General features: G+C 71.2%; 18 protein-coding genes. 9 read left to right on the top strand and 9 right to left on the bottom strand.

Going from position 1 to position 25,620, the window contains the following annotated elements:
* Position 1 precedes the first annotated feature (1 nt).
* From G5T42_RS13210 to G5T42_RS13200, 3 genes are read left to right on the top strand one after another with little or no spacing between them, the layout of a single operon-like run.
* Positions 2–346: a lycopene cyclase domain-containing protein gene (locus G5T42_RS13210; RefSeq protein ID WP_165129169.1), complete on the top strand. Its 345-nt coding sequence runs from the start codon at positions 2–4 to the stop codon at positions 344–346.
* A complete protein-coding gene (locus G5T42_RS13205) occupies positions 343–660 on the top strand; it encodes a lycopene cyclase domain-containing protein (RefSeq protein ID WP_165129167.1) in 318 nt (105 codons plus the stop codon). Before G5T42_RS13210 ends, G5T42_RS13205 begins: the two co-directional genes overlap by 4 nt.
* On the top strand, positions 657–1,550 hold the full coding sequence (locus tag G5T42_RS13200) for a prenyltransferase (protein ID WP_165129165.1): 894 nt from the start codon (positions 657–659) through the stop codon (positions 1,548–1,550). Before G5T42_RS13205 ends, G5T42_RS13200 begins: the two co-directional genes overlap by 4 nt.
* 52 nt (positions 1,551–1,602) lie before the next feature.
* On the opposite strand, the gene G5T42_RS13195 is transcribed toward G5T42_RS13200, so the two are convergent.
* Together G5T42_RS13195 and G5T42_RS13190 are read right to left on the bottom strand one after the other, a co-directional pair.
* Positions 1,603–4,506, bottom strand: coding sequence for a UPF0182 family protein (locus G5T42_RS13195; protein WP_165129163.1), 2,904 nt, complete (start codon positions 4,504–4,506; stop codon positions 1,603–1,605).
* A gap of 110 nt (positions 4,507–4,616) precedes the next feature.
* A complete protein-coding gene (locus G5T42_RS13190; RefSeq protein WP_206535641.1) occupies positions 4,617–5,756 on the bottom strand; it encodes a S16 family serine protease in 1,140 nt (379 codons plus the stop codon).
* Between the two features lie 135 nt (positions 5,757–5,891).
* Between G5T42_RS13190 and G5T42_RS13185 the strand changes: the two genes are divergently transcribed.
* Entirely contained in the window at positions 5,892–7,328 is a 1,437-nt protein-coding gene (locus tag G5T42_RS13185; RefSeq protein WP_165129161.1) for a zinc-dependent metalloprotease, read from the top strand.
* A gap of 771 nt (positions 7,329–8,099) precedes the next feature.
* On the opposite strand, the gene G5T42_RS13180 is transcribed toward G5T42_RS13185, so the two are convergent.
* From G5T42_RS13180 to G5T42_RS13165, 4 genes are all read right to left on the bottom strand, one after another.
* The gene (locus G5T42_RS13180; protein WP_165129159.1) at positions 8,100–9,872 is read right to left on the bottom strand and encodes an ATP-dependent helicase; all 1,773 of its coding nucleotides are present in this window, start codon (positions 9,870–9,872) and stop codon (positions 8,100–8,102) included.
* Entirely contained in the window at positions 9,869–10,801 is a 933-nt protein-coding gene (gene nudC / locus G5T42_RS13175; protein ID WP_165129157.1) for an NAD(+) diphosphatase, read from the bottom strand. Before nudC ends, G5T42_RS13180 begins: the two co-directional genes overlap by 4 nt.
* Positions 10,802–12,054: 1,253 nt before the next feature.
* Positions 12,055–15,567: an ATP-dependent DNA helicase gene (locus G5T42_RS13170; protein ID WP_165129155.1), complete on the bottom strand. Its 3,513-nt coding sequence runs from the start codon at positions 15,565–15,567 to the stop codon at positions 12,055–12,057.
* Positions 15,564–18,848 carry an ATP-dependent DNA helicase gene (locus G5T42_RS13165; RefSeq protein ID WP_241245823.1) on the bottom strand — a complete coding sequence of 1,095 codons (3,285 nt, stop codon included), beginning with the start codon at positions 18,846–18,848 and terminating at the stop codon, positions 15,564–15,566. The genes G5T42_RS13170 and G5T42_RS13165 overlap by 4 nt, the downstream gene beginning before the upstream one ends.
* 168 nt (positions 18,849–19,016) lie before the next feature.
* On the opposite strand from G5T42_RS13165, the gene G5T42_RS13160 reads away from it, so the two are divergent.
* Positions 19,017–19,241 (top strand): DUF3107 domain-containing protein, encoded by a 225-nt coding sequence (locus G5T42_RS13160; RefSeq protein ID WP_165129151.1) that lies wholly within the window; start codon positions 19,017–19,019, stop codon positions 19,239–19,241.
* Positions 19,242–19,249: 8 nt separating this feature from the next.
* The gene (locus G5T42_RS13155; RefSeq protein ID WP_165129149.1) at positions 19,250–19,537 is read left to right on the top strand and encodes a hypothetical protein; all 288 of its coding nucleotides are present in this window, start codon (positions 19,250–19,252) and stop codon (positions 19,535–19,537) included.
* Between the two features lie 67 nt (positions 19,538–19,604).
* Here G5T42_RS13155 and G5T42_RS13150 read toward each other — a convergent pair whose 3' ends face one another.
* Positions 19,605–20,321 (bottom strand): ferritin-like fold-containing protein, encoded by a 717-nt coding sequence (locus G5T42_RS13150; RefSeq protein WP_165129147.1) that lies wholly within the window; start codon positions 20,319–20,321, stop codon positions 19,605–19,607.
* A 177-nt stretch (positions 20,322–20,498) separates the two neighbouring features.
* Here G5T42_RS13150 and G5T42_RS13145 point away from each other — a divergent pair, with 177 nt between their 5' ends.
* Positions 20,499–22,004, top strand: coding sequence for a DEAD/DEAH box helicase (locus G5T42_RS13145; protein WP_165129145.1), 1,506 nt, complete (start codon positions 20,499–20,501; stop codon positions 22,002–22,004).
* A 65-nt stretch (positions 22,005–22,069) separates the two neighbouring features.
* Here the strand turns inward: G5T42_RS13145 and G5T42_RS13140 are convergent, their stop codons facing one another.
* Complete coding sequence (locus tag G5T42_RS13140) at positions 22,070–22,981, bottom strand: DUF817 domain-containing protein (protein WP_165129143.1); 912 nt, start codon at positions 22,979–22,981, stop codon at positions 22,070–22,072.
* 129 nt (positions 22,982–23,110) lie between these two features.
* On the opposite strand from G5T42_RS13140, the gene G5T42_RS13135 reads away from it, so the two are divergent.
* The gene (locus G5T42_RS13135) at positions 23,111–23,500 is read left to right on the top strand and encodes an SHOCT domain-containing protein (protein WP_165129141.1); all 390 of its coding nucleotides are present in this window, start codon (positions 23,111–23,113) and stop codon (positions 23,498–23,500) included.
* Positions 23,501–23,582: 82 nt separating this feature from the next.
* On the opposite strand, the gene G5T42_RS13130 is transcribed toward G5T42_RS13135, so the two are convergent.
* Positions 23,583–24,452: a PHP domain-containing protein gene (locus G5T42_RS13130; RefSeq protein WP_165129139.1), complete on the bottom strand. Its 870-nt coding sequence runs from the start codon at positions 24,450–24,452 to the stop codon at positions 23,583–23,585.
* 74 nt (positions 24,453–24,526) lie between these two features.
* On the opposite strand from G5T42_RS13130, the gene G5T42_RS13125 reads away from it, so the two are divergent.
* Positions 24,527–25,549 carry an endonuclease/exonuclease/phosphatase family protein gene (locus G5T42_RS13125; RefSeq protein WP_165129137.1) on the top strand — a complete coding sequence of 341 codons (1,023 nt, stop codon included), beginning with the start codon at positions 24,527–24,529 and terminating at the stop codon, positions 25,547–25,549.
* Positions 25,550–25,620 lie beyond the last annotated feature (71 nt).

The following is a 25,620-nucleotide window of genomic DNA, read 5'->3' as shown; positions in this document are numbered from 1 at the left end:
CGTGCCGGGCCTGTACCTCGTCGCGATCCTCGTCTCACTCGCCGGCATCGTGCTGCTCGATCTGCGGTTCCGGCTCGCCCTCCGCCCCGCCCCGGGGCGAACGGTCGCGGCGGTCGCGATCGGCACGGCGTTCTTCCTCGCGTGGGATCTCGTCGGCATCGCCGCGGGCGTCTTCGTGAAGGGCGAGAGTCCCCTGTTCCTCGGTGTCGACCTCGCACCGCACCTCCCCCTCGAAGAGCCGGTCTTCCTCGCGTTCCTCAGCTACCTCGCGCTGGTCACGTGGGCAGCCGGGATGCGCGTGCTCGCGCGCCGGACGGATGCCCCGGCACGATCGGAGGCGGAGTGACTTACCCCCTCATCCTCGTGCCGTTCATCGTGGTCACGATCGCGGTCACCCTCGCGACCCTGGGTCGGCCGCGGTTCGGCCGGCGGATGGGCGCCTCCGGGATCGCCGCCGCCGTCCTCGTCGTGCTCACAGCCGTCTTCGACAACCTGATGATCGCCGCCGGCCTGTTCGCGTATCCGGCCGAGCACATCAGCGGCCTGCGCATCGGCATGGCGCCGCTCGAGGACTTCGCGTACCCCGTCTGCGCAGCCTTCCTCGTGCCGGCCGTGTTCGTCCTCCTGCCGGCGCGCAGCGCCGCGGAGACGCCGGCATGAGCGCCGCCGTGCCTCTCCGCGCGGGAACCGTCGCGCGGCAGCTGTTCGTGGCATCCCGTCCCGTCAGCTGGATCAACACGGCGTACCCGTTCGCAGCCGCCTATCTCCTCACGACGCGCGAGATCGACCCGGTGCTCGTCGTCGGCACCCTCTTCTTCCTGGTGCCGTACAACCTCGCGATGTACGGCATCAACGACGTGTTCGACTACGAATCGGACCTGCGGAATCCCCGCAAGGGCGGCACGCACGGTGCGGTGCTGGACCGGCGGATGCACCGCATCACGCTGTGGGCGGCGGGGCTGTCGTGTCTTCCCTTCGTCGTCTATCTCGTGCTCATCGGCTCGCCGGCGTCCTGGATCGTGCTGGCGCTGAGCCTCTTCTTCGTCGTGTTCTACAGCGCTCCGCCGCTGCGCCTCAAGGAGCGGCCGTTCGCCGACTCGGTCACGAGCAGCATCCACTTCTTCTCCCCCGCCGTCTACGGGCTCGTGCTCGCGGGGGCGGTCTGGACGTGGCAGCTGGCGGCGATCATCCTCGCCTTCGCCCTGTGGGGTGTGGCATCGCACGCCTTCGGAGCGGTTCAGGATGTCGTGGCCGACCGTGAGGCGGGCATCTCGTCCATCGCCACGACGCGGGGAGCGCGCTGGACGGTGTGGTTCGCTCTCGCGTGCTACGCCGCCGCGGGGCTCGTCATGCTCACGACGGCGTGGCCGGGACCGCTGGCGGCGATCCTCGCACTTCCGTACCTCGCGACGGTGTGGCCGTTCCGCTCGGTCACCGACGAGACGGCTGAGACGGCGACCCGCGGGTGGGACCGATTCCTGTGGCTCAACCAGATCGCCGGGTTCGGCGTCACGCTCCTGCTGATCTGGTTCTGGCTCCTCACGAGCTGAGGCCGGGCGATCGCCCGCCCGGCCTCAGTTCGTATCCGCTTCGTGCGGCGGCTCAGCCGCCGAGGTCGATGAGCTTCTGCACAGCTTCGGTCAGTCGCGCGTCTGCCTCGCCGTAGGCCGCCCAGTCGCCGGCCGTGAGCGCCGTCTGGCGGTCGATCATCGCCTGCTGAGCCTCCTGCAGCGCCGCCTGGTAGTCGTCGGCCGGCACGGACGGCGAGGGCTGCGGCGTGGGCTCGGTCGTCGGGCCCGGAGTCGGCTCGGGGCTCGGCCCCGGAGTCGGGGTCACCTCGTTGTCGCCGGCCTCGGCTCCGGAGTCGCCGCCGAACAGCGCGTCCAGCGCCTCGGTGAGGGTGTCCTCGAAGGCGACCTTGTTGCCGAATGACACGAGCACCTTCTGCAGCGTCGGAAGCTTCGTGGCTCCCGAGGACTGCACGAACACGGGCTGCACGTAGAGCAGACCACCGCCGACGGGCAGCGTCAGGAGGTTGCCGTTGAGGACATCGGACTGCCCCTGTCTCAGGATGTTGATGAAGGCAGAGACCTGTGGATCGGCGTCGAAGGTGTTCTGCACCTGACCCGGTCCGGGGACGCTCGTGTCGGCATCGATGACCAGCATCCGCAGCTTGCCGTAGTCGTCCGCCTTCACACCCTTCTCATTCCCGGCGTTCGAGTCCACCGCGAGATAGCCCATGAGCACGTTCCGGGTGTTCTCACCGCCCGGGATGAAGCTCGTGAACATCGAGTACGACGGCGCCTCCTGGCCCGGCATCTGCATGGTCAGGTAGTACGGCGGCTGCAGCTGGTTCTGGTTCTGCGGGTCGTTCGGGGTCGTCCACGCGTTGTCGCGCTGGTAGAACGACTGCGCGTCGTCGACGTGGTAGACGCCCAGCATCGCGCGCTGGGCCTTGAACAGGTCGGTCGGGTAGCGCACGTGGCTCATGAGGTCGGCCGACATGTCGGAGATCGGCTTGAGCGTCGACGGGTAGACCTTCTGCCACGTCTTGAGGATCGGGTCCTTCTCGTCCCATGCATAGAGCGTGACCGAGCCGTCGTATGCGTCGACCGTCGCCTTGACCGAGTTGCGGATGTAGTTGACGTTGTCGAGCGCGACGCGGGGCGCCTCGTTGTTGGCGTCGGCGATCGCCTGCGAGAGGCTGACGAGGGTCGAGTACGGGTAGTCGTCGCTCGTCGTGTAGCCGTCGATGATCCAGACGATGCGGCCGTCCACGATGCTCGGGTACGGGTCGCTGTCGAGCTCCAGGTACGGTGCGATCTTCTGCACGCGCTCACGGGGGTCGCGGTCGTAGAGGATCTGCGAATCCTCGTTGAGGTAGTCCGAGAAGAGGATCTGCTCGGACTGGAACTTCAGCGCGTAGAGGAGTCGGTTGAAGACGTTGCCGACGCTCGGGCCGCCGTTGCCCTCGAACGTCGTCTTCGTCTCGGTCGCGCCGTCCTCACCCGCCGGGTAATCGAGCTCGATGGGCGCGGTCCCCTGCGGAGCGCCCACGATCGAGTACGTCGGAGAGTCCTCGCCGAAGTACACGCGGGGCTCGAAGTCCTCCTGGTCGGTCAGGACGCCCGAGACGGGGATGCCGCGCTCGATGAAGACCGGGTTGCCGTCGGTCGTGCGGTCGTTGCCCTTCGCGGCGACGAGACCGTAGCCGTGCGTGTAGACCAGCGTCGAGTTCTGCCAGGATGCCGCGTTGCCGAGCTGGCTGACGTCGAGCTCGCGCACCGAGACCACCGTGTCCTGAGACACGCCGTCGATCTCGTAGCGATCGACGTCGAGCGGATCGGCGAACTGGTAGTACGAGCGGAACTGCTCGAGCTGACGGACCGTGGGGCTGATGATGGCCGGGTCCATGATGCGGATCTGGGCCGTCGTGGCGGCGTCCGCCCGCAGCTGGCCGGGCTCGGCATCCGTCGTCGCGGCGTAGTCGCTCTTCTCGAGACCCGAGATGCCGTAGGCGTCCTTGGTCATGTCGATGTTGCGCTGGTAGTACTCGCCCTCGAGCGCGAGCTGGTTGGGCCGCACCTGGAAGGTGTTGAGCACCCAGGGGTAGCCCACGCCCAGCACGATCGCCGAGACGATGAGGAGCGCCGTCGCGATGAGCGGGTAGCGCCACCGCCCGATGACGGCCGTGACGAAGAAGAGCACGGCGACCAGGACAGCGACGATCGAGAGGATCGTGAGTCCCGGGATGACCGCGTGGGTGCCGACGTACCCGGGGCCGACGATCCGATCGCCCGGCTCGACGAGCGTCTTGTACCGGTCGAGCCACAGGCTCGCCCCCTGCACGAGGAGGTAGAGCCCCGCGATGACCGCGAGCTGGATGCGCGCAGCCTTGGAGATCCGCAGCTCGCGCTGGCCGACGCGGACCGAGCCGTAGAGGTACGAGACGAGCGCCGTCATGAGCAGGCAGATGAGCAGCACGGCCGAGAGGAACCCGAGCAGCGAGCTGTAGAACGGCATCGCGAAGAGGTAGAACCCGGTGTCGAGATGGAACTGCGGGTCGGTCTTCGCGGTCGCCACGCCGTTGATCCACATCCACGTCGTCTCCCACTGCGCCGAGGCGGCGAAGCCGGCGAAGAAGCCGAAGAAGACCGGGATGCCCCACATCGCCAGGCGGCGGAGTGGCTCGACGACCTCCTGATAGCGGTCCAGCTGCGAGCTGAGGCGCGCATAGACGGGGCGCAGGCGGTAGGCCAACTGGATCGCGAGCCAGACGGGCACGGCCATGCCGAGGAATCCGACGGCGAACATCACGATCCGGGCGAGCCACTGGGTGACGAGCACCTCCTGGAAGCCGAGCTGGTCGTACCAGAGCCAGTCGGCGTACAGGTTCGCGAAGATGAAGAACGCCACCACGAGGGCGGCGATGATCGCGAGGGTGATGGCGATGATCCGCCGGGTTCGGGAGGGCGTGGCCTGGTTCGGCGCTGACGTCGTGGTCACTGTCTCATCCTAGGCGTGGCGTTCTGGAGGAACGCCGAGTCCGCGCTCGGCGAACTCTCGGAGTTGCGCGCACTCCGACGGGTGCCCGGGGAGAGGATCGCGCAGGGGGCTCACGACCGGTCGGCGGCGTCCGCGGTGCACGTCGGGAGGGCGTCGAGATCGCCCTTCTCGCGGATCGCGCTCAGCGCGTCGAGGGAGTCGTCGAGCGTCTCCACGGAGAAGACCCGCAGGCCGGGCGGGATGTGGCCCACGACCTCGTCGCAGTTCGCCGCGGGGGCGAGGAACCAGTCGGCGCCGGCGCCCACGGCGCCCCACATCTTCTGCTGGATGCCCCCGATCGGCCCCACGACGCCGTCGGCCGTGATCGTGCCGGTGCCGGCGACGTTCTGGCCTCCGTTGAGCTCGCCGGGCGTGAGCGTGTCGATGATCCCGAGCGCGAACATCATCCCCGCGCTCGGGCCGCCGACGTTGTTGAGCTGGATCGTCACGTCGATCGGGAACTCGTAGTCGTTGAGGAGCGTGATGCCGAGCAGCCACAGCGTCTGCCCGTCGATCTCGGCTTCGCGCGGCGTGACGGTCACGTTCATCGCCGCGCCGCCGCGGTCGATCGTGAGGTCGACCGGCGCGCCGTCGCCCGCGTTGACGATGTCCCGCAGCTGATCGCCGCTGGTGACCTGGGTGCCGTTCGCCGCCAGGATGACGTCGCCCTCCTCGAGCACTTCTGCCGCCGCCGAGTCCTCCGTGAACGAGTGCACCGTGAGCTGCGGCACGACGTCGTACCCGAGCTCGCTCAGGGCGGCCGCCGTCGCCTCCTTCTGGGAGTCGATCATCATGGCCGAGCTCTCGGCGTTGCGCTCCTCGCTGCTCTGGTCGGCCGGGAAGACGGCGTCGATCGGGAGGACGGCCTTGGTGGGGTCGAACCACGCCGTCGCAAGCTCGACCCAGTTCGGGGTGCGCTCGCGGTTGCCGACGACCTGGACCGTCAGCAGGTCGAGGGCTCCCGAGGTCGGGTAGGTGTCGGCGCCGTCCACCGAGATGAGGGGCACCTCCTCGCCGTCCGATGACGCGGCCGTCCCGAGGGTGTTGTAGACGGGGCCGGGACGCTGGATGACGTACGCGGTGGGGAGGAACGTGAGCACGAGGAGGATGACCATCGCGATCGCGAGCGCCCAGACACCCGCGAGGGCGCTGCGGGTCATCCGCCGCCGGGGAGCAGGCGTGAGAGTGACGTTCTCGTCGAACAGCGCCACGGGCGGACCTTTCTTGCGGTGAATCGCGTGTCGTTCGCGACCGGCGTACAGCGTGAAGGTCCGGGCCGGGGAGCGCGAGGATGCGTGCGACTAGCGTAGAGCGCAAGCTCATCACCCGGCTGAAAGGCGGCTGAAGTGGCAGACGACGATCGCAGCCCCGAAGAGGAGTTCCAGGAGCTGATCCGTCAGCTGTTCGGCGGAGGTGCCGACGGCATCGACCCCGAGCAGCTGTCGCGCCTGACCGGCATGGGCATCGACCCGGCCATGATGCAGACGATCATGCAGAACCTCCAGGGCGCCTTCGCGGGCAACGGCGAGATCTCGTGGGACCTCGCTCAGCGTCAGGCGCTGCACATCGCGAACCAGGACGGACTCGGGGTCACCGCCGGTCAGCGCACCGACCTCGATCAGGCGTTCGCCCTCGCGACCCTGTGGCTCAGCGAGGCGACGACGATCTCGGAGCTCGCGACCGCTCCCCGAGCGCTGACCCGTGGCGGCTGGGTCGAGGCGACCCTCCCGGTGTGGCAGGAGCTCGCCGAGCCCGTGGCGACGAGCATCGCCGACGCCCTCACCGACGCGCTGCGCGACCAGGCGCCCGACGACATGCAGAGTCTCGTCCAGGGTGCCGGCCGCTTGATGCGCACCGTCGGCGGATCGCTCTTCGCGACGCAGCTCGGCCAGGTGGTCGGGCGGCTGTCCCTCGAGGTCGTCAGCGGCGGCGATGTCGGCATCCCGCTGCTCCCCGGCGGCGAAGCCGTGATCCTGCCGCAGAACTTCGCCGACTTCGGCCGTGACCTCGAGATCCCCGAAGACCAGCTCGCGCTGTACATCGCGACCCGTGAGCTCGCGCACGCGCGGCTGTTCCGGCACGCGCGGTGGCTGCGCCTGCACGTCATCTCGCAGATCACCGAGTTCGCCCGGGGCATCCACGTCGACACCGAGGCCCTCGAAGAGCTCGCCTCCCGCTTCGACCCCTCCGAGCCGGAGGAGCTTCGCAGCGCCCTCGAGAGCGGCGCGCTGCTGCCGGCCCGGTCCGAGGCGCAGACCGTCGCACTCACGAAGCTCGAGAACCTCCTCGCGACGATCGAGGGATGGGTCGACGTCGTGACCGCCCAGGCGACGAGCCGTCTCCCCTCCGCGGAGCGCATCGCCGAGGCCGTGCGCCGACGCCGCGCCGTGGGCGGACCGGCTGAGCAGGCGCTCGGCTCGCTCGTGGGGCTGGAGCTGCGCCCGCGGCGCATGCGCGAAGCCGCTGCGATGTGGCGGGCGGTGACGGATGCCGTGGGCGTGAGCGCCCGCGACGCCCTGTGGGACTACCCGGACCTCATGCCGACATCCGAGGACATCGACGATCCCTCGGCCCTCGTCGCGCGCCTGCAGGCGCGAGCCCGCGGCGAGGAGCCCGTGCGCGATGCGCTGGACGACGCTCTCGAGCAGCTCCTCGCGCGCGAGCGCGGCGACAGCGCCCCGCAGCCCGACCGCGATGCCTCGTCGCCCGACGGCGATGCCTCGTCGCCCGACGGCGAAGAGCGGCCCGAGTCGGGCGGGCCCGAGGACCAGCGACCGGTCTGAGTCCTCTCCTCCCCAGGCCCCGCGGCTCGGCCGCAAGCGGTGCGCGCGCTGTGGATACGAGGCGACCTCGCGCCGATGGACGTGATGATCGAGGGATGCTGCGCCTCGATCCCGCACATCCGCCGCTGTGGCGGGATGCCTCGACCCTCCAGTTCGGTCTCGACGCGGTGGCCATCGTCGACCACGTCGAGCCGTGGCAGGAGCGGCTCGTCCGGGAGCTCGAGCACGGTCTTCCGCCCGCCGCCCTCGACGCGGTGGGGACCGCGATGGGCGCCGCGAGCGGCGAGGCGGCGCTGTTCGTCGAGCGCATCGGCCGAGCCCTCGCGAAACCCCCGTCGACGAGCCGGCGCGACGTCGTGCTGCAGGTGTCCGACGGCATCTCCCGCGAAATCGTCGACGGTGTCGCTCAGGCGCTGGCTTCCGCCGACCTCGAGGTGTCGGCGGCCGAACCGTGGTCGGGGGTCCTCGGCGCGACGAGCGACACCCGCACGCCGGTCGTGATGCTCGCCCAGCACGTCGTCGAGCCGCGTCGCGCCGCCGTCGTCCTGGGCCGCGACATCCCCCACCTGCCCGTGGTGTTCGGCGGCGGCAGTGTCGAGATCGGGCCGTTCGTCCGCCCCGGCGAGACGCCCTGCCTCGCATGCGTGGCTGCGCATCGCATCGACGCCGATCCGGCGTGGCCGCACCTGGCGGCCCAGCTGCTCGGACGACCGGCCCCGGCCGTCGAGGAGGCGCTCGTGTGGGAGGCGGGCCTCGCCGCGGCGCGGCTTCTCAGCGACGCCGAGCGTCACCGCGCGCGGCAGACGTCGCGGTCGCTGTCGATCCGCGCCGTGACCGGGGCTCGGATGACGCGGTCCCATCGACCGCACGAAGCGTGCCGCTGCCGATCTCTCGCAGGAATCGGGAGGGCGCCCGTCCGCGAAGCCCCGGCGACCACGACAGTGAGAGCGTACGCGCGGCCCGCGTGATGCCGACGTACGCGAGGCGCCGCTCCTCGTCGACCTGCTCGAACGTCGTCGCGTAGCCGATCGGCAGCAGCCCCTCGGCGAGCCCGACGAGGTGGACGTGATCCCACTCCAGCCCCTTCGCGGCGTGGAGCGTAGCGAGGGTCACCGTGCGCAGCGCCGGCTCGTCCTGCGCCTTCGCGCGCGCGACCAGATCGTCACTGAACGAGCGGAGGGTCGTCCCGGGCGGCGCCTCCTCCGCGAGTCGCAGAAGCGCGGCACGAGCCTCCCACGCGTCGCGCAGGGCCCCGCCCGCCTCCGGGGCCTCGTTCGTGAGGCCGAGGTTGCGGAGGACGTCGCGCACGCTGTCGAGGAACGCCGTGTCGATGGGCGCGACGGCTGCCGCCCGCAGCGCCATGACAGCCTGGCGGACTTCAGGGATGTCGAAGAAGCGCCGGCCGCCGAGGACGCTCGTCGCGATCCCCGCGTCGGCGAGGGCTTTGACGATCTCGGCCGATTGCGCGTGCGCGCGGTAGAGCACGGCGATACGCCGGGGATCGGTTCCCGCGTCGAGCCGGCGGCGAATGGCGTCTGCGACGCCCCGCGCTTCGGCGACGTCATCCGCGTACGCCGTGGCTGTCGGCGGTTCGGGTGCCATATCGGGAGTGGGCTCGCGGGCCGCGGTCAGCACGAGCGCGCCGGGACGATCCCGCATGAGCGCATTCGCGACCGCCAGGATCGAGGCATCCGACCGGTGATTCTTCTCCAGCCGCACGACCCTCGCGCCGTCGTGGCGACTCTCGAAGTCGAGCAGGAACCGGGCGTCGGCTCCCGCGAACGAGTAGATCGTCTGGCTCGCGTCGCCGACGACGCAGAGGTCCTTGCGGTCGCCCACCCACAGCTCCAGCAGGCGGTGCTGCAGAGGCGACACGTCCTGGAACTCGTCGACGGTGAAGTGCCGGTACTGCTCGCGCACGGCCATCACCACCTTCGGCTCGGCCTCGAGCATTCCGCAGCACGCGAGCAGCACGTCTTCGAAGTCGAGCTGCCGGCGCTCGTCCTTGAGCTTCTCGTACGCCCGCTGCAGATCGGCCACGCGGCTCGCCTCGAGACGCCCCACGCCGTGGGGTCGGACGGCGAGGTACGCCTCGACGCTGCGGAGCGTGACCTTGCGCCACTCGATCTCGCTCGCCACGTCGCGGAGCGTCGCGACGTCGGGATCGATGCCGAGGCTGTCAGCAGCGTGTGCGAGCAGTCGCACCTTGTTGTCGACGATCGACGGCGCCGTGTCGCCCGTGAGCGTGGGCCAGAAGAAGTTGAGCTGCGCCAGCGCGGCGGCGTGGAACGTGCGCGCGGCGACACCCTCCACGCCGAGCGCGCGCAGACGTCCGCGCATCTCGCCCGCGGCCTTCGCCGTGAAGGTCACGGCCATGACGCGGCTCGGTGAGTAGGCGCCCGTGTCGACGCCGTGCGCGATGCGACGCGTGATGACCCGGGTCTTGCCGGTGCCGGCGCCGGCGAGCACGACGACGGGTCCGCGCAGCGTGGACGCCGCCTCCCGCTGTCGCTCGTCGAGTCCTTCGAGCGCGCGGTCGGTCATGCCGCCCCCGCGTGCCAGCCCGAGATGAGCCGATGCGCGATCGAGGCCCGGCCGGGCAGGAGCAGATCGCCCTCGCCGGCGAGGGATGCCCCGATCTCTGCGCGCGTGAACCACCGGACGGCCGCGATCTCGTCGCCGTCGGCCTCGGCGGCCGCGTCGTCGATCGCCGTCGCGAGGAACCCGACCATGAGCGACCGCGGGTAGGGCCATGCCTGCGAGCCGCGGTACCGGAGGTCGCGGACCACGACGCCGGACTCCTCGCGGACCTCGCGCACGACCGCCGACTCGAGGGACTCTCCCGCTTCGGCGAAGCCGGCGAAGCACGAGAAGCGGTTCGCCCCCCACAGGGCGTTGGACCCGAGCAGGAGCGCGTCGGGGTCGGTCGCGCTCGTGATCGCCACGATGACCGCGGGGTCCGTCCGAGGGAAGTGCTCGCGGCCGCAGTTCGGGCAGTGCCGGGACCAGCCGGCGTTGCGCAACTCGGTCAGCGTGCCGCATGCCGGGCAGTACGGTGCGTCGAGGAGCCATCGTCCGAGGCTGAGCGCCTCGACGAAGACGCCGGACTCTGCGGGCGACAGATCGCCGCCGACGACCCGCAGTCCGCCCCAGCCGCTGGGTGCCTCGAAGGGCGGCTCCGCGTCCTGCGGGAAGACGGCGCCGAGGATCGCCGCGCCGGCCGCATCGCGCCCCAGGAACGCCCAGCGGGCGCCGTCCGGAACGTCCGCCGCCGCGACGAAGTGGAGGGATGGATTCCGCTCCCCGGCCCCATCGAACGGACCGAGGGGCGCCGCATCGCCATGCAGGACGAGCACTCGGGACGAGGCATCCATCCGCGCACCGTCGAGCAGCCCGTCGGTCGAGCGCTCCTCGGCGGCGCGGTCGATGCCGGAGTCGGTGAGCGCGGGATGCAAGCCGTCGGGCGTCGTCATCCAGCACCTCTCTGCGTCGTCGGAAGCCACGATGCGACGGTCGTCGGCGGGGTCCGGCGTGCCAGGGCGTGGCGTGGGGGTTCGCGGCGGGGCCCGACCTACCCTGGGCACATGGCACGCTCTCCCTTCACTCTAGCCGCGTCCGTGACGTCGGCTCTGCCCCGGGTCGGCGTCGTCGGGGCCGGTGCCCTGACCGAGGGCGCAGCGGGTCGTTACGACTCCGCCCTGGCCCAGCTCGACGACGGGCGGCGTGTCGTCGTGCGCGCTCCGGCCGACTCCGAAGCGGCCGACGAACTGGCCGCCCAGGTGCGCGCGCTCCGCGCGCTGACCCCCGGCGTCCGGGGCCTGCTCCCCTTCCGCGCCCCCGAGTTGCTGGGCGAGGCGGGTCTCGGCGATGCGCGGGTCGTCGTCGTCGACTTCCTTCCCGGCTATCGGGTCGATGCCGGTCACCTTCCCCCGGGACGTGGAGCCGCGACTTCCGTGGGCGAAGCCCTCGCGGCTCTGCACGCCCTGCCGCTCTCGATCGTCCGCACCGAGGGACTGCCCGTCCGCACCCCGCAGCAGATCCGCGACGACGCCCGGCGTCTGGTTGATCGAGCGCGTGCGACCAAGGCCGTTCCATCGGCTCTGCTCGAACGCTGGACACGCGCCATCGAGTCCGACGTGCTGTGGCGCTTCGAGTCGGCGGTCGTGCTCGGCGGGGCGGGCGCCGCCTCCTTCCTCTTCGACGACGTCGACGGGGTGCCTCGCGTCACCGGGCTGCTCGAGTGGCACGGACTCCAGGTGGGCGACCCCGCGACCGACCTCCAGTGGCTCGCATCGGCCCCGGCCGCGGCCGACGACGTCTACGCCTCCTACGCCGCGACGACGAGCAGGGCACCGGACCGCCTCGTGCGTGAGCGCGCGCGCCTGTATGCCGAGCTCGAGTTCGCGAAGTGGCTCGTGCACGGCCACGAGGCCGGCCGCGACGACATCGTGAGCGACGCCGTGGGCCTCCTGGAATCGCTCGCCGACGGAGTGCGGGGCGACGACCTCGTACCCGACGGCGATCTGGACGTCGACAGCGCGATCGCGCTTCTCGGACGGGTGCCGGAATCGACGCCTGCCGTGGACACGTCGATGCAGACCGACGCGTACGACCCCGAAGAGCTCTCGCTCTGGCTCGCGACGGAAGACCAGGACGCGTCCACGGATGCCTCGGCGGACGTGCGCGTGGAGCTGCAGCCCGAGCGCGAGCCCGTCGCCGCCGGGGTCTACGACGACGTGTCGACCGCACCCATCGAGGTGTCGGTCGCCCCGTCGCTCGTCGCGGCCGACGTGGACGAAGAGGTCGAGGCCGAGCGCGCTTCGCGCGCGGCGTTCCAGCGCTGGACGAGCTCCTCCTCGGAGTAGACCCGGTCCGAGCGGATCACGAGGTTCGCGCCGACGTAGTACAGCGCGACGTCGATTTCTTCGAGGGGCACGCCGTGCCGCTTGTGGTAGGCGAGCCGGTAGAGGGCGAGCTGCAGCATCCGCTCCTCGCGGTCTGCCGCCGAGGTCGGCGGCCGGCCCGTCTTCCAGTCGACGATCTCGATGCGGCCGCCGCGGTCGGTGCGGCGGTAGACCGCGTCGAGCTTGCAGATGACGTGGCCGAGCTGCTCCGCGCCCGCGAGAGTGATGTCGATCTCGGTCTCGACCTCGATCGGCTGGAGCGGGCCCCACTCCGAGGCCTCGAACGTCGCCTTGAGCTGCGCGAGCGCGTGCTCCTCCTCGATCGACACCTCGGTCTCGGGCACGTCCTCATCGAGCTCCCACAGGGCGTCGTCGAGCGAACCGCCTCGGCCGGCGATCCCGGATCGCTGCTCCACCCACGCGTGGAACAGCGTGCCGCGGAGCGTCTCGCCGTAGGGGCGCTCGGGGAGCGGCCTCGCGATCGCGCGCACAGTCGCCCCGTAATCCCCCACGAAGTCTTTGAACCGCGAGGCGCCGATGCGAGCCGGCGCCTCGGCGGTCTGGCCGCGACGACGACGCTCGGCTTCGCGGAGCAGAGGCTCGAGCACGGCGTCGGGCTGCGGTGAGCGCTCTGCCGCGGCGGCGACCTCCGCGGCGGCGCGCTCGACCAGCGGGCAGCGATCGCCGAGCGGGTCGAGCGGCCAGCTGAGGATGCGGCCCCCCTGCTCGAGGTAGGGATTCTCGCCGGGGTCCGAGGCGTCGATCTCATCGCGTCCGAGGGCGACGAGCATGTCCTGCAGATAGCGGCTGGGCTTGCGAGCCGACTGCTGGCCGGCCCAGTGCGCACCGGTGAGGAGCAGATCGGATCGAGCGCGCGTGACCGCGACGTAGGCGAGGCGGCGCTCCTCCCGCTCCTGATGGGCGCGGTCCGCCTCCCGGAACGCCTCGATGGCCGGCGCGAGATCGACGTCGTCGTCGGCGTGATCCCATGCGAGCCGGGGAAGCGCATCACGGTCGCCGCGGAGTGCATAGGGCAGCACGCCGAAGCCGAGCCATCCCGCCACCGTCCGGGGCGCCTTCGGGAGCTCCTGCTCGACGAGGCGCACGACGGCGACGGCGTCCCACTCGAGACCCTTCGACCCGTGGATCGTCAGAAGCTGGACGACGCCCGGCTCGGGCGGTTCCGGCCGCGGCATGAGCTCGTCCGTCTCTTCCGCGTGGTCGAGCCAGGCGAGGAGGCTGCCGATCGAACCGCGGTCGTCGGCGAGGAGGAAGGAACGGACTTCGTCGAGGAACGACCGCAGCCGGGACGACGCGATCCGGGCGGGCCCACGGCTCTCGTTCGCGGCGAGCTCGATGTCGAGGCGCAACTCCAGTTCGATCATGCGGATGAGGTCGGGGATCGGCTGGCCGACGGCGCGACGAAGGCGCTCGAAGAGCTCCCCCGCCTCGCGGAGGCGCGCGCGACCCTCCGGCGAGATGTCGGCGAGGAGCCGGTATTCGTCCGCCGCGCGCCGGACGAATTCGAGCGCGTCGATGATCGAGACCTGCTCGTCGGCGCCTGCCGAACCGCGGATGCGCTGCGCGAGCTCGTCGTCGAACGGCGTGAGGGTCGCATCGCGGCGGGCGAGTGTCTCGGCCAGGGCGTGGAGTGCCGCGAGGTCGGGGACGCCGATCGAGAACCGCGGTCCCGACAGGATGCGCAGGAGCGCCGACCCTTGGGACGGGTCGTGCACGACCCGCAGCGCCGAGATGACGTCGACGACCTCGGGGGCGGAGAGCAGCCCGCCGAGGCCGAGGATGCGGTTGGGCACGCCCGCCCGGTTGAGGGCGTCGGAGAAGAGCTGCATGTGGCGCTTGGTGCGGAAGAGGACGGCGCCGGAGTGCGGGGCATCCGTCGTCGCAGCGTGCTCGGCGCGCACGCGGGCGAACCAGTCCGCCACCTCGCGGGCTTCGTCGTCGACCGAGGCCGCGAAGACGTGGGCGACGCGTCCCTCGCGGGCGCCGGGACGCGCGGCGAGCCGCTCGACGCCGACGGTGCCCGCGGCGCCGCCCGCCAGGATCGCGTTCGCCGCCGTGAGGATGCCCAGGTCGTTGCGCCAGCTGATCATCAGGCCGTGCCGGCTCGCGGCCGTCGTGCGCGCGAAGGCCCGCGGGAACGCCGCGAGGTTGTCGGCGGATGCCCCGCGCCAGCCGTAGATCGACTGCTGCGGGTCCCCGACCGCCATGACGGCGGTGTCGTGGAAGATCGCGGCGAGAAGGTCGGTCTGGATGACGGAGGTGTCCTGGTATTCGTCGAGCAGGACGACGCGGTACTGGTCACGAAGCTCGGCCGCGACATCCGGTGCCGCTTCGACGATCTGAAGCGCGCCGGCGACCTGATCGGCGAAGTCGAGCGTGTCGTCGGCGTGCTTGCGCGTCGCATAGTCGGCGATGAGTCCCGCGAGGACCGGAAGGCCGCTCAGGTTCTTGCGTGCGCCGGCGACGAGATCCTGGTGCTTCTTGAGGCGGCATGACACATCCGCGAGGCGGCCGGCCCAGCGCTCCCCGAAGGCGGCGAGCTCGTCGAGGTCGACCCGATTGTCGAGCACCTCGCCCGCGAGACGATGAACGGCGTCGACGACGGTCGAGAACGCCTCTTCGCGCTCGGCGAGCCGCTCGTCCTGCGACCCGATGACGACCCTGCGCGCCAAGAGCCACGAACCAGACTGACTCAGCAAGGCGGAGTCGGGGTCGCGGCCGATTCGCGCACCGTGCTCGCGGACGATCGCGTCGGCGAAAGAGTTGTAGGTCGAGACGCGCGCGCGCTGCAGCAGGTCGTCGGCCGTGCTGCCGGAGCGCACGGCGGTGCCGAACTCGACCGCGAGGCCGTCGAGCATCGCGCCGAACGCGGCCTGGCGGTCCCGCGGAGGCGTGCCGGCGTGCTGGTCCCAGAAGCGCGCGAGATCTCCGCGCTCCTCGATGCGCTCGAGGTGGGGCAGCAGGCCGCGCCGCTCGTACTCGCCGATCGTCGAAAGCCGCTTCTGGATGCGCTCCGCGAGCTCACCCGCCGCCTTGCGCGTGAAGGTGAGGCCGAGCACCTCGTCGGCGCGGACGTGGCCGTTGGCGACGAGCCACACGACGCGCCCCGCCATCGTCTCGGTCTTGCCGCTGCCGGCGCCCGCGATGACGATCGCCGGTGCGGGAGGCGCCTCGATGACGGCCGCCTGATCGGCGGTGGGCCGCGGGAGGCCGAGTGCGACCGCGATGACGGCGGCCGGAATGGTGAGCGGGCCGCTCCAGGACGGCTCCGCGTCGAACTCCTCCAGCTCGTCGAGGGCGAGCACGCTGGTCATGATGCCGACACCGCCTTCACGGCATGCAGCGCGCACACGCCGAAGCGGGAGGTCGCGCAATGCGCGTCGATCGGCGCGTCGAACCGCTCGGACGCCATGGCATTCGCCGCCGTTGAGATCGCTCCGAGGAACGCCGCTCTCGCATCGTCGGTCATCGGCGCTTGACGGGCGAGCCGGTAGTGCGGCTCCTTCTGAGTCGTCTTGGACAGCACGATGAGCCGTGCCCCCGCATTGACCGCGCTCTCGGCGCCCGGCACGAGGCCCTCCAGGAAGGCGAGCTGGTAAGCCGCGAGCTGAGGGTCGTCGCCGACCTTGTCGTCACTCACCCGCGCCTCGGACCGGCCGGTCTTGAGGTCGACGATCACAACCCGCTCAGACCCCGGCGCCGTGTCGTCGAGAGCCAGCGCCTCGCCGCGGCCCGAGGGATAGACCTCGACGCGGTCGATGGACCCGCTCAGCAGGGCCCAGCGCCCGTCGCCCACCCGAGCCCCGTCTTCGACGACGCGGACGGGCGGGACGCCTCCGGCCTCGGCATCCATCCCGACCGCGAGACGGAACCGCGCCTCGGCGCCGATCGTCCGCCCCTCGTGGGAGTGGAAGGAATGCAGGTAGCGGTGCAGACGCTCGACCAGTGTCTCGGCCCATGCGCGCTCCTTGCGCGAGAGCCATTCCGCCTCGAACTCGAGCTCGCCCCAGCGGTCGTCGACGATGGCGCGCAGCTCTTCGAGGTCGCCGGACGGCACCTCCTCCATCGCCGCGTGGAGGATCGTCCCCGCGCCGGCCGACCATGTCCGCGTGTCGCCGCCGAGCGCCCGGATGGCCCAGTCCAGGCCGCACTCGCTGAAGGTCTTGAGCTTCGACGGCGAGACGGGCACGGGACCGCGCTCCGGATCGCGCAGCGGCCCCACCACGGACGGCTGAGCCACGCCGAACCATTGGCGGGGCGCCGCTCCGGTCACGCCCTCGCGAGCGAGCACCGCGAGCTGTTCGGCCGCGTGCTCGCGCGCCGCCGCGGCCGGGGACGTCGTGAGTGTGCGGCGGTGCTGCGCCACGAGACCCCGCAGAGTGAGCGGATGCTGCACCTCGGCCTTCTCGAGAGCGCCCTCGTCGGGCTCGGGAAGGAACGAGAACAGCGGGCTCGGCCCGCGGTCGTCGTCGTCGACGGCCGTCACGGCGAGCCGCGTGCGGGCGCGCGAGATGGCGCGGACGAAGAGCCGCAGCTCATCGTGCAGGGCCTCCCGGCGGCGATCCAGCGCCGCCGGCGCGACGGGAGCCTCGCGGCCCGCGCGCCACGCCTCGATGTCGTCGGCGAGGCGCCAGGCGCCGAGGGTGCCGCCGCGGGGGCGGAGGTTCGGCCAGACGCCGTCCTGCATCCCGGCGATGACGACTCCCTCGAATTCGGCGCCGAGGGCTGACGCCGGGGTGAGGATCGACACGGACTCGGAGCGGTCGGGCGCCGTCAGGATGTCTTCGGGCACGGCGCTGTCGACGATGCGACGCAGGAACACGGCCGGATTCTCGCGCGGCGCGCGCTCGACGAAGCGCTTGGCCGCATCGAACAGGGCGACGAGGGCGTCGAGGGCTCGGTTGGCCTCGGCGGAGAAGACGCCGGGGGCGCCGGCGACTTCGCTCCACACGGCGGACAGCGGACGGCCGGAGATGTCGCGCGCACGCTCCCAGACGGTCCACAGCAGTGCGTGGACGTTCGCACCCCGTTCGGCCGCCTCATTGAGCTGCGCGAGGGTCGTGGCCACCCGCTCCGCCGAGCGGGCTTCTGGCGAATCCAGGTCGACGAGCCCGAGCGGGTGCTCCATCGCCTCGCACAGGAGTTCGCGCGCCACTCGCGGGGGCGCAGAGTCGGGCTGTTGCGCCCGCCGCAACTCGGCGTGGCGCAGTCGTGCGCGGAGGCGGCGCAGGCTCACGGCATCCAGTCCCCCGAACGGCGAGAGCAGCGCCGTCGTGAGCTCCTCGTACGACCTTTCGGCGGGCGGTGCGATCCCGAGCAGCACGAACTCGACCAAGTCGCGCACGACCGCTTCGCCGCCGAGCGGACGCGAGAGCGCGCCGGCCCGGGTCGGCACCTCGCGGGCGGACAGCTCGATCTCGAGGTCGGCGACCTGGCGCGTGTCGTGGGCCACGACGGCCAGGCGAGCCCACGGCACGCCGTCGAGAACGTGCCATTCGCGCAGCAGCCGGGCGATGCGGTCGATCTCTTCGAACGGCGAGGGCGCGACGACCGCGACGACGGACCCGTCGTCGGGCATCGCGGGTCCGGGCGGCCGTCGGTGCACGACGGTGCCGGACGCTCCGATCGCCTCGGTGACGCTGCGGGTGAGCCGCGTGAGGCCGGATACGGCCCGGTGCGGCTCCTCGAGCACGCACGTGGGGCCGAGCGTCTCTGCCAGGTCGGCGAAGAGGGTCGGGCTCGCGCCGCGGAAGGCGCCGGATCCGATGTCGGGGTCGCCGAGGGCGATGACGGCCACGCCGCGCGCCCGGAACGCTCGCACGAGGCTCACACCGCCCGGCGTCAGCTCCTGCGCATCGTCGACGAGCACGGCCTTGAGTCGCGCCGCAGGCCCGAGCGTGCGCTCGGCCTCGTCACCGAGCGGTGCTGCGGCGAGCAGCGCGGCGGCCTCGCGCACGAGGTCGGCCGGGTCGCGGTGCGCGGACCGCATCGACCCCAGCACATCGCGGTATTCCCGGAGGAAGGAGGCGGCCGCGACCCAGGCGGGACGGTCGTACGCCCGCCCGACCGCCTCGAGCTCGTCGGGCGCGATTGCGCGCTCGCTGCACTCGGCCGACAGCGCGCGCAGCTCGGCCCGGAACTGCCGCGAGGCGCGCAGCGCGGGGCCGATCCCCTCCGGCCAGCGGTCCCGGCGGCCGGCCGCGGCATCCTCTTCGTCGCCGACGAGCAGCTCGGCGACGATGCGGTCCTGATCGCCAGCCGTGAGGAGCTGCGGAGGCGCGGCGTGCGCAGCAACCGCCGACGCCCGCACGAGCTGGAAGGCGAAGGAGGCGACCGAGCGGGCGAGCGGGCCGGGCGTCGCCAGATCGAGCCCCGCGCCGAGCAGGTCTCGCAGCGCCGTGGCCGTCTGCCGCGTGGGCGTGAGCACCAGCACCTCGTCGGGGCTGAGACCCCCCTCGACCAGCAGGCGCCCGACCCGGGCGACGACAGCCGTCGTCTTGCCGGTACCGGGCGCGCCGACGACCGTTCCGGACGCCCCGACGGGGAGATCGACCACCAAGCGCTGTGCGGCGTCGAGGTCGAAGGGGGGCGTCACACCAGCACGGTAACCCGAACCGCCGACACTCGACGTCGACCTCGGCGGCGCGCCTCGGACCGTTCGCCGAGAGCGAGCGACACACCGGCCGAGGGGGTGCGGGCCCTGCCGTAGAGTTGCCATGCGCCCGGGAGTCCGGCGCGCGCGCAGAGGAAGAAAGGCAGTCACGTGGAGATCCGCATCGGCATCGCCAACACCGGCCGTGAGCTCAGCTTCGAGACGAGCGAGGCGGCCGACGCCGTCAAGAAGTCGGTCGCGGGAGCCCTCGACTCGGGCGCGACGCACCTCACCTTCAACGACTCCAAGGGCAACTCGTACATCGTGCCCACGGCTGGTCTCGCCTACATCGAGTTCGGCAGCGAAGAGTCGCGCCGCGTGGGCTTCGTCGCCTAGGACTCGCGATGCAGATCATCCTCGCCTTCATCGTCGGGGCCGTCGTCGGCCTCGCCGTGCACTACCTGGCCGGCGGACGTGACACCCGCGGCGCCGCGCTCGCTCCCGTCATCGGGGCGTTCCTCGCGGGTCTGGTTTGGGCGATCCTCACGTGGGCGGGCCTCGGCCTCGACAGCGCGTGGCTCTGGCTCTCCCCCCTCGTCGTGGCCTGGCTCGCGTGGCCGATCGTCGCGCTCCTGGCGCGCACGCGGCGCGCGCACGATCTCGAAGAGCGCAAGCGCCTGCGCATCGTCTGACTTCGCAACACGACGGATGCCTCGTCCCGGCTGGGACGAGGCATCCGTCGTCTGACAGGCGGTCGTCCTAGGCGGCGAGCCCCATCGCGTCCATGCGGCGCGAGTGAGCGGCCATCAGCTCGGTGAAGACAGGTTCGACCTTCTCCTCGTCGGCGATCCGCAGGGTCGTCGGGCGGAGGGCCGCACGCGCGATGAGGAGCGTGTCGCCCACGAGGCGCCGGCCCCACAGGGCGAGGAGCGACTTCCACTCCGGGTCGCTCCCGATCGTCTCGGTGATGATCTGGACGATCGCCTGGCGGTCGTTGTCGCCGCGGAGCACGCGGGCCACCCGCCGGCCCGTGTCGCCGTAGCTCGCGGACAGCGCAAGGTAGAAGTCGTCGAGCATGCCCGCCGTGATGTGCACGGACAGCATCGTCTCCTGCGGACGTACGCCGTGCGTCGCCGTGCGGAACGCGTCGAGCGGCTCGCGGAAGGGCAGCATGAGGGCCGTCGGGTCGTCGCCGCGCTCGCGGATCAGCTTGACGAGCTCCTCATGCTTGGTGAGAGCGGCCCCCGCCGCGCGCGAGAGCGCATCCTTCTTGGAGAGCTCGGGGGTGAGCGCGATGAGCTCGCTCAGCGTCTCGAAGAAGCCGAGCTGGAGGTAGGCGGCCTGGCCCAGGAAGGTGTTGATGTCCGGCGCGAGCTCCTCGAAGTCGACGCGCGTCGCCGTGCTCAGCTCGTCGCGCGAGCGCAGGCGCAGCGACCGCGATTCACGTCGCGAGCCGCCGAGGAGCCAGTCGAACACGCAGTACAGCCTAGGGCCGCGCCATCACGCCCACGAGGCGACGCCCTGGGGCGGCACGCCGCTCCGGTATCCTTGTCTGGTCCCCGGCGACGGATCGGGGCCCCCGCGCCTGCGGCTGAGTGAAGGGCGTGGATCCTCCTCAACAGGCGGTCATCTCCCGCCGGACAGGCTCATATCGTGACGACCTTCGCCGACCTCGGCGTCGATCAGGACATCATCGACGCCCTCGCCTCCAAGGGCATCGTCGACGCTTTCCCCATCCAGGAACAGACCATCCCCCTCGGCCTTCCCGGCCAGGACATCATCGGCCAGGCCAAGACCGGCACCGGCAAGACCTTCGGCTTCGGCATCCCGGTCGTCCAGCGTCTCGGTCCCGACCCGGCACCGGGCGTCAAGGCCCTCATCGTCGTGCCGACGCGCGAGCTCGCCGTGCAGGTCTACGAAGACATCGACATGCTGACGCAGAACCGTCCGACGAGCGTCGTCGCGATCTACGGCGGCAAGGCCTACGAGGGCCAGATCGAGCAGCTCAAGGCTGGTGCCCAGATCGTCGTCGGCACCCCGGGACGCCTCATCGACCTCTCCAACCAGCGTCTCCTCGACCTCTCGCACGCGGCCGAGGTCGTGCTCGACGAGGCCGACAAGATGCTCGACCTCGGCTTCCTCCCCGACATCGAGAAGATCTTCCAGAAGGTGCCCGCGGTTCGGCACACGCAGCTCTTCTCGGCCACGATGCCCGGGCCGATCGTGGCGCTCGCGCGCCGGTTCATGTCGAACCCCATCCACATCCGGGCGACCGACCCCGACGAGGGCCTCACGCAGGCCAACATCGAGCACCTCGTCTACCGCGCGCACTCGCTCGACAAGGACGAGGTCATCGCCCGCATCCTGCAGGCCGACGGCCGCGGGAAGACCGTCATCTTCACGCGCACGAAGCGCGCCGCCCAGCGGCTCGTCGATGAGCTCGGCGACCGCGGCTTCAATGCCGCCGCCGTCCACGGCGACATGAGCCAGGAATCGCGCGAGCGCTCGATGGCCGCGTTCAAGGCCGGCAAGCGCGATGTGCTGATTGCGACGGATGTCGCGGCTCGCGGCATCGACGTCGACGACGTGACGCACGTCATCAACCACACGATCCCCGACGACGACAAGGCCTACCTCCACCGCGCCGGCCGCACCGGCCGCGCCGGCAAGACGGGCATCGCGGTGACCTTCGTCGACTGGGAGGACCTGCACAAGTGGGCCCTCATCAACCGGGCGCTCGAGTTCGGCAAGCCCGAGCCCGTCGAGACCTACTCGTCGAGCCCGCACCTCTTCAGCGATCTCGGCATCCCCGAGGGCACGAAGGGCCGCATCGCGACCGCCCCCAAGACCCAGACCGTGAAGACGCAGCCCGCGGCCCGTGCGGCGGACGCCGCCGCCGAGGGCACCGAGGAGGGCGGCACGACCCGTCGCCGTCGCCGTCGCTCGCGCGCCGCGAGCGGCATCGGATCCACCTTCGCCGAGGGCGTCTCGCCCGACGGTCAGGGCGGATCGACGGATGCCTCGTCCTCCGCCGACCGTTCGGCCGAAGGCGCCGGTACCCACGACGGCCAGGGCAAGGAGCACCACGACGGCAACCCCGGAGCGGCGCGCCGCCGCCGCCGTCGTCGCCGCCCCAGCGCCCCGACGACGGGCGCCTGACCGGCGCCTGACCGGCACGGCGGTAGGAGAACGCACGAGCGTAGGACGATCCCCGCCGGGACGTCCTACGCTCGCTCCGTCTCCTCCCCCTGTGGCGCCGTCGCGTCGGTCGCGGCGTCCTCCTCGAGAGGCGTCGGGGGTCGCGGCGGGTAGACGAGGGTCACGAGCACGACCGAGATGATCATCAGCAGGAACCACGAGGCGAGCTTCGACAGCGCGACGGGGTGCCACCCGTCCACCTGATCGGGGTAGCTCCACGCACCCGCCCACGTGCCGATGTTCTCGGCCAGGTAGATGAACAGCGCGACGCCCGCGAAGGCGGCGAGCTGAGGCATCCGCAGCACCCTCCGCCAGATGCGGGCGTACATCGTCGTGCGCAGCCACAGCAGCACGACGGCGGCCAGGAGCACCCATCGCAGGTCGATCCAGAAGTGGTGGGTGAAGAAGTTGATGTAGATCCCGGCCGCCACGATCACCGTGAGCCAGCGCCGCGGGTAGCGCGTGAACCCGAGATCGAAGAGGCGGTAGACGCGCACCATGTACGAGCCGACGGCGGCGTACATGAAGCCGCTGAACAGGGGCACTCCCCCGATCCGCAGCACGCCGTCGGCGGCGTAGGCCCACGAGCCGACGTCGGTCTTGAAGAGCTCCATGACCGTGCCGGTCAGGTGGAACAGCACGATGACCCACAGCTCCCGGCCCGTCTCGAGCCGCGCGGCGACCATGACGATCTGGATGACGATCGCCGCGATCGTCAGGAAGTCGTTGCGTGCGAGCACCGCATCATCGGGGTACCAGAGCCGCGCTGCGACGATCACGACGAGGAGCGCCGCGCCGAAGATGCACGCCCAGGCCTGCTTGAGCACGAAGACCGCGAACTCGACGAGTCCGGCGCGCACTCCCCGCTCCGACGCATCGCGCAGCAGGACGTGCGCGACCGCGTCGATGCGCCTCTCGAGCGGAGTGGAGTTGCGCACGCGACGACGGTAACCCAGAGCGGGCGATGCCGACGCGAACCGCCGCCTGACAGTCGTCTGCGAGCCTGGCGGGAGCGCTAATGTGTGGCCAGCGGCACCCTCGCCGCCTCCCTTTCGAAAGAGGCATTCATGTTCGGCAACTTCTGGGACATCGTCTGGTGGTTCCTGTGGGCGTTCTTCTTCGTCGCCTACCTGTTCGTCCTGTTCGCGATCATCTCCGACCTGTTCCGCGACCACAAGCTGAACGGCTGGCTGAAGGCGCTGTGGATCCTGTTCCTGATCTTCCTGCCCTTCCTTACGGCGCTCGTCTACCTCATCGCGCGTGGACGCTCCATGGGCGAGCGCTCGCAGGCCGAGGCGCGGAAGTACCAGGCCGCGCAGGCCGAATACATCAAGTCGGTCGCGGGCGGCGGCGGAGCGAGCCCCGCCGACGAGATCGCCAAGGCCAAGGCGCTCCTCGACGCCGGCACGATCTCTCAGAGCGAGTACGACGCCATCAAGGCCAAGGCGCTCGCCTGAGCCGTCGGCGACACTGACATCGCCCCGGTCCGCTGCGTGCGGGCCGGGGCGTTCTCGTCGATGGATGCCGCTTCCTCGCGCGTCAGGGATACACCGGCCGGCTGCCGGTGCCGAGGGCGATGATGCGCTCGACCATCTCGTCGCGCGTCGTGTTCTCACCGGGCACGTTCGGCTTGCCCAGGCCGTGATAGTCGCTGGACCCCGTGACGATCAGGTCGTGCTTGTCCACGAGTCGCCGCAGGATGCGCTTGCCCTCCTCGGTGTTCTCGCGATGGTCCAGTTCGAATCCCGCCAGCCCCCGGCCGATGAGCTGCTCGAGGAGCGGGAGGGGCATCATGCGCGCCCGCCCGGACGGCGTGGGGTGCGCCACGACAGGCGCGCCTCCGGCCGCCACGACCAGATCCACCGCCCTCTCGACGTCCGGGGCGTAATGACCCTCGTAGTACCCCTCGCGCGGATGCAGGATCGTGTCGAAGGCCTCGCCGCGCGAGCCCACGAGGCCCCGTGCCACGAGAGCGTCGGCGATATGCGGGCGACCGACGGTCGCCCCGTCGCCCGTCTGCTCCATCACGTCCTCCCACGTGAGCGGGTAGTCGCGCCCGATGCTCCGGACGATGCGCTCGGCGCGGCCGACCCGGTCGTCGCGGATCCGCTCCATCTCGGCACGCAGACCCGGATCGTCGGGGTCGAAGAGATACGCGAGCAGGTGCACGGACCGCCATTCGTTCCGGGCCGACAGCTCCATGCCGGGGAGGAACGTCATGCCGAGCGAGGTGGCCGCCTCAGCGGCCTCCGCCCAGCCCGACGTGGTGTCGTGATCGGTGAGGGCGACCGTCCGCAGCCCCCTGCTGTGCGCCGCGGTCATCACTCGCGCAGCCGATTCGGTGCCGTCGGAATGGACCGAATGCAGGTGCAGGTCGCTCGGTCCCTCGAAGCGCCTGCCACCAGCCATCCCTCGAGCGTAGCGCCCGCTTCCGGTCGCCTGCGGGCAGGCACTTCTCAGCCTGCTGACATAGAGTCACGGTCGTGCTGCGCTTGCTCGGGATCATCCTTGCGGTGCTCAGTGCCCTGATCGCCGCGGTGCTCACCTGGCCTTCGTTCTTCCGCGTCGATCAGCTCTTCCCGGTCGCTCAGGCAGTGGCTTTCCGCACGATCCTGCTCGTCGTCGTGGGGGCTGTCGCATTCGTCGCGCTGCTCCTCGCCCTCATCCGCCCGATGCGCCTCTTCGCGCTCTCGATCGCAGTAATCGCGATCCTCGCCGTCATCGCGAACGGCGTGATCGTGACGTCCCGCGGCCTCGGCACCGATTCGCTCCCCGAGAAGACCGCGGGGGCGGTCCGCGTCATGACGTGGAACACCGCGGGCTCGGCGACCTCGCCCGAGTCGGTCGCGCAGATCGCGGTCGCGATGGATGCCGACATCGTCACGCTCCCCGAGACCACCATCGAGACGGGCGAGGCGGTCGCCGTCGCGATGCGCGACCTCGGGCATCGGATGTGGGCCTACCACGCCGAGTTCGGCGAGGACGGATGGGACGCCCGCTCGACCACTCTGCTCATCTCGCCCGCACTCGGCGACTACGCCGTGATCGAGTCGTCGGTCGAGGGGACCACCAACACCTCCACGGTGCCGAGCGCCGTCGCGATGCCGGTCGACGGCGACGGGCCCATCGTCGTCGCCGCGCATGCCGTCGCTCCGCGTCGCGCGTACATGGGGCGGTGGCGCGACGACCTGAAGTGGCTCGCCGATCAGTGCGGCCAGGACGAGAACGTCATCCTCGCGGGCGACTTCAACGCCACCATCGACCACATGGGTCGGCTCGGCATCGACGGCGGAACGCTCGGCCACTGCCACGACGTCGCCTCCGAGACGGGGAACGGCGCGGTCGGCACGTGGCCGACGAGCCTCCCGGGGCTTCTCAGCGCGCCGATCGATCACGTGATGGCATCGGAGGACTGGGTGCCGACCGGCTCGATCGTGCTGCGCTCGCTGGACGGCTCGGGCAGCGACCACCGCCCGCTCATCGTGCAGCTCGAACCGGCCGGCTGACGCGATTCGGGAACCTGCTGCCCGCGAGTCTTCGCCGGGGTGGATGACCCCGTTCCGCGGCCGGCTGGTCG

The sequence above is a fragment of the Microbacterium sp. 4R-513 genome, assembly GCF_011046485.1.
GTDB lineage: Bacteria > Actinomycetota > Actinomycetes > Actinomycetales > Microbacteriaceae > Microbacterium.
Note: the sequence above shows the minus strand (reverse complement) of the source record. Positions and strands in the feature narration are given on the sequence as shown.

Excerpts from the sequence above, each read along its gene's own strand:
- G5T42_RS13200 (WP_165129165.1), top strand. The coding sequence starts at position 657 with ATGAGCGCCGCCGTGCCTCTCCGCGCGGGAACCGTCGCGCGGCAGCTG.
- G5T42_RS13180 (WP_165129159.1), bottom strand. The coding sequence starts at position 9,872 with ATGACCGACCGCGCGCTCGAAGGACTCGACGAGCGACAGCGGGAGGCG.
- nudC (WP_165129157.1), bottom strand. The coding sequence starts at position 10,801 with ATGACGACGCCCGACGGCTTGCATCCCGCGCTCACCGACTCCGGCATC.
- G5T42_RS13170 (WP_165129155.1), bottom strand. The coding sequence starts at position 15,567 with ATGACCAGCGTGCTCGCCCTCGACGAGCTGGAGGAGTTCGACGCGGAG.
- G5T42_RS13155 (WP_165129149.1), top strand. The coding sequence starts at position 19,250 with ATGCAGATCATCCTCGCCTTCATCGTCGGGGCCGTCGTCGGCCTCGCC.
- G5T42_RS13135 (WP_165129141.1), top strand. The coding sequence starts at position 23,111 with ATGTTCGGCAACTTCTGGGACATCGTCTGGTGGTTCCTGTGGGCGTTC.
- G5T42_RS13130 (WP_165129139.1), bottom strand. The coding sequence starts at position 24,452 with ATGGCTGGTGGCAGGCGCTTCGAGGGACCGAGCGACCTGCACCTGCAT.